The organism is Rhizobacter sp. P3_B12 (assembly GCF_056402895.1).
The window spans coordinates 1-3847 of record NZ_JBFUGN010000596.1 but is presented as its reverse complement, the minus strand read 5'-3'; the positions used below and the strand labels follow the sequence as shown (position 1 = coordinate 3847).

Genomic DNA, 3847 nt, shown 5'->3' with positions numbered 1-3847 from the left:
GTGCCGACCCGACCGACCAGGAAGCCGCTGAACGCATCAAGTTCGCGACGCAGCTGTCGCCGGAATGGATCATCGTCGAGCACGACAAGCTGGCGAAGATCCTCGAGAGCAGCGGTGCCAGCGCCACCGAGTCGCTCGAGAACATCGTCGGCGGCGAATTCGAATTCGACGTCACCGACGAAGACACCACGGCGGCACCGGAAAGCCAGGAGGTCACGACCGACGTCGAGGACGCCCCGGTCGTGCGCTTCCTGCAGAAGATGCTGATCGACGCGATCAATGCCCGCGCCTCCGACCTGCACTTCGAGCCCTACGAATACCACTACCGCGTGCGTTTCCGCGTCGACGGCGAGTTGCGTGAAATCACGCAGCCGCCGATCGCGATCAAGGAAAAGCTCGCATCGCGCATCAAGGTGATCTCGCGGCTAGACATCTCCGAGAAGCGCGTCCCGCAAGACGGCCGGATGAAGCTGAAGTTCGGCAACAAGGCGATCGACTTCCGGGTCAGCACCTTGCCCACGCTGTTCGGCGAGAAGATCGTGATCCGGATTCTCGACCCGTCCAGCGCCAAGCTCGGCATCGAAGCCCTCGGCTACGAGAAGATCGAGAAAGACCGCCTGCTGAAGTGCATCGGGCGCCCATACGGCATGATCCTCGTGACCGGCCCGACCGGCAGCGGCAAGACCGTGTCGCTCTACACCTGCCTGAACATCCTGAATCAGCCGGGCGTCAACATCTCGACCGTCGAGGACCCCGCGGAAATCAACCTCCCGGGCATCAACCAGGTCAACGTCAACGACAAGGCCGGGCTCACCTTCTCGGCGGCCCTGAAGTCGTTCCTGCGCCAGGATCCGGACGTGATCATGGTCGGCGAAATCCGCGACCTGGAGACCGCCGACATCGCGATCAAGGCGGCTCAGACGGGCCACATGGTGATGTCGACGCTGCACACGAACGACGCGCCGACCACCCTGACCCGCTTGCTGAACATGGGCGTGGCCCCGTTCAACATCGCGTCCAGCGTGTTGCTGATCACTGCGCAGCGCCTCGCACGGCGCCTGTGCGAGGTGTGCAAGACGCCCGCCGACTACCCGCGCGAGGCGATGCTGAAGGCCGGTTTCGCCGAGAAGGACATCGACGGCACCTGGAAACCGTACCGGGCTGTCGGATGCTCCGCCTGCAGCAACGGCTACAAAGGCCGTGTCGGCATTTACCAAGTGATGCCCATCAGCGAAGACATTCAGCGCATCATCCTGGCCGAAGGAACGGCGATGGACATCGCGGACCAGGCCGGCAAGGAAGGCATCCGCGACCTGCGTCAATCCGGCCTGATCAAGGTCCGTGCCGGATTCACGACGCTGGAAGAGGTCATCTCCGTCACCAACGAGTGATGCAATCCGTGCCGTTCGCGGCACGTGTCGAACAACTATTCAACGGGACGAGGACCGGTGTGTTCTCGGAGGCACCATGGCAACTGCGACTGCGGCGAAGAGCAACATCCGGGAATTCGTCTTCGAGTGGGAAGGCAAGGACAAGAACGGCAAGATCGTTCGCGGCGAGATGCGCGCGGGCGGCGAAGCCGTGGTCAGCGCCAGCCTGCGCCGCCAGGGCATCCTGGTCAACAAGGTCAAGAAGCGCCGCATGGGCGGCGGCCGCTCGATCAAGCAGAAGGACATCGCGATCTTCACGCGCCAGCTGGCGACGATGATGCGCGCCGGCGTGCCGCTGCTGCAGGCCTTCGACATCGTCGCGCGCGGCAGCGCCAATCCGCGCCTGACCAAGCTGCTGACCGACATCCGCACCGACGTCGAGACAGGTACCAGCCTGTCGTCGGCATTCCGCAAGCACCCCCTGTATTTCGACGCGCTGTACTGCAACCTGGTGGAGGCCGGTGAAGCCGGCGGTATCCTGGAAGCGCTGCTTGATCGACTGGCCATCTATCAAGAAAAGACGATGGCCATCAAGAACAAGATCAAGTCGGCGCTGATGTACCCGGTGGCGGTGCTGGTCGTCGCCTTCGTCGTCATCGCGGTCATCATGATCTTCGTGATCCCGGCCTTCGAGGAAGTGTTCAAGTCGTTTGGCGCCGATCTCCCCGCACCGACGCTGGTGGTGATCGCGCTGTCGAAGTTCTTCGTCAGCTACTGGTGGGCGATCTTCGGTTTCCTGGGCGGCGGCACCTACTTCTTCCTGGAATCCTGGAAGCGCTCCGAGAAGATGCAGAAGGCGATGGACCGCCTGCTGCTGAAGGTTCCGGTGTTCGGTGACCTGGTCTACAAGTCGGCGGTCGCCCGCTGGACCCGCACGCTGTCGACCATGTTCGCCGCCGGCGTGCCGCTCGTCGAAGCGCTCGACTCGGTCGGTGGTGCCTCCGGCAATGCCGTCTTCAAGGAAGCCACCGAACAGATCCAGAAGGATGTGTCGACCGGCGCCAGCCTGACGACCTCGATGTCGACCACCGGCATCTTCCCGACGATGGTCCTGCAGATGTGCGCCATCGGTGAAGAATCCGGCTCGCTCGACGGCATGCTCGGCAAGTCGGCCGAGTTCTACGAGGACGAGGTCGACGAGGCCGTCAAGGGCCTGTCGAGCCTGATGGAACCGTTCATCATCGTGATCCTGGGCGTCCTGATCGGCGGCATCGTCGTGTCGATGTACCTGCCCATCTTCAAGATCGGCCAGGTGGTGTGACCGGCCGAGATGGACAAGGACCTGCTTGAAATCTTCCTGACCCCCGCTGCACTGGCCGTCTTCGGCCTGTGCATCGGCAGCTTCCTGAACGTCGTGATCCATCGCCTGCCGATGGCACTGGAGCGTGGCTGGAAGATCGACAGCGCCGAGATGCTCGGCGTCAAGATCGACGTCCCCGAGCCGATCACGCTGTCGAAGCCGCGCTCGCGCTGCCCGTCGTGCGGCCACATGATCACCTGGTACGAGAACATTCCCGTGCTGAGCTGGTTGTGGCTGCGCGGGCGCTGTTCGGCCTGCAAGACGCGCATCTCGGCGCGCTACCCGTTCATCGAGATCCTGACCGGCGTGCTGTTCGCAGCCGTCGGATGGCGCTTCGGCGCGCAGCCGGTGGCCTTGCTGTGGTGCGGCATGGTGGCGGTGCTGATCGCGCTGGCCGGCATCGACTGGGACACCACGCTGCTGCCCGACAACCTGACGCTGCCGCTGCTGTGGGCCGGCCTGGTGGCCTGCGCGCTCGGCTGGACGATCCCGCTGCCGCTGGCGCTGTGGGGCGCGGTCGCCGGCTACCTGTCGCTGTGGTCCGTCTACTGGCTCTTCAAGCTGACCACCGGCAAGGAGGGCATGGGCTTCGGCGACTTCAAGCTGCTCGCGGCGCTGGGCGCCTGGCTGGGCTGGCAGATGGTGTTGCCGATCGTGCTGGGTGCCTCGGTGATCGGCGCGGTGGTCGGCATCGGCATGAAGGCCATGAGTTCGCTGCGCGAGGGGCGCTATGTGCCGTTCGGCCCCTTCCTCGCCGGCGGCGGCATCGTCGTGCTGCTCGCAGGCCACGCGCGCGTGCTCGGCTGGCTCGGCTGGGCCTGAACGCCGGAGCAACCGCATGGCCGCGCTGCGCATCGGCCTGACCGGCGGCATCGGCAGCGGCAAGAGCACGGTCGCGGGCATGCTCGCCGACCTGGGCGCGGCGGTGATCGACACCGATGCCATCGCCCGTTCGCTGGCGGCGCCGGGCGGCGCGGCGATCGATGCCTTGCGCGCGCAGTTCGGTGCCGCGGCGATCGGCGCCGACGGCGGCCTCGACCGCGCCCGCATGCGCGAGATCGTGTTCGCCGACCCCGCCGCGAAATCGCAGCTCGAAGCCATCCTGCATCCCCTGATC

The 3847-nt window shown here is 65.2% G+C and carries 4 protein-coding genes; all 4 read left to right on the top strand.

Annotated elements, in window-relative coordinates; translation table 11 throughout:
* Window positions 1-1391 (top strand): type IV-A pilus assembly ATPase PilB (gene pilB, locus AC1D01_RS24405; protein ID WP_477870952.1); only part of this gene is annotated, 1391 nt, incomplete at its 5' end.
* A gap of 76 nt (window positions 1392-1467) precedes the next feature.
* A complete protein-coding gene (locus AC1D01_RS24400; RefSeq protein ID WP_047500138.1) occupies window positions 1468-2691 on the top strand; it encodes a type II secretion system F family protein in 1224 nt (407 codons plus the stop codon).
* A gap of 9 nt (window positions 2692-2700) precedes the next feature.
* Window positions 2701-3552 (top strand): prepilin peptidase, encoded by an 852-nt coding sequence (locus tag AC1D01_RS24395; protein ID WP_477870950.1) that lies wholly within the window; start codon window positions 2701-2703, stop codon window positions 3550-3552.
* A gap of 16 nt (window positions 3553-3568) precedes the next feature.
* Window positions 3569-3847, top strand: a 279-nt coding sequence (gene coaE, locus AC1D01_RS24390; protein ID WP_477870948.1) for a dephospho-CoA kinase, incomplete at its 3' end; no start/stop codon positions are given.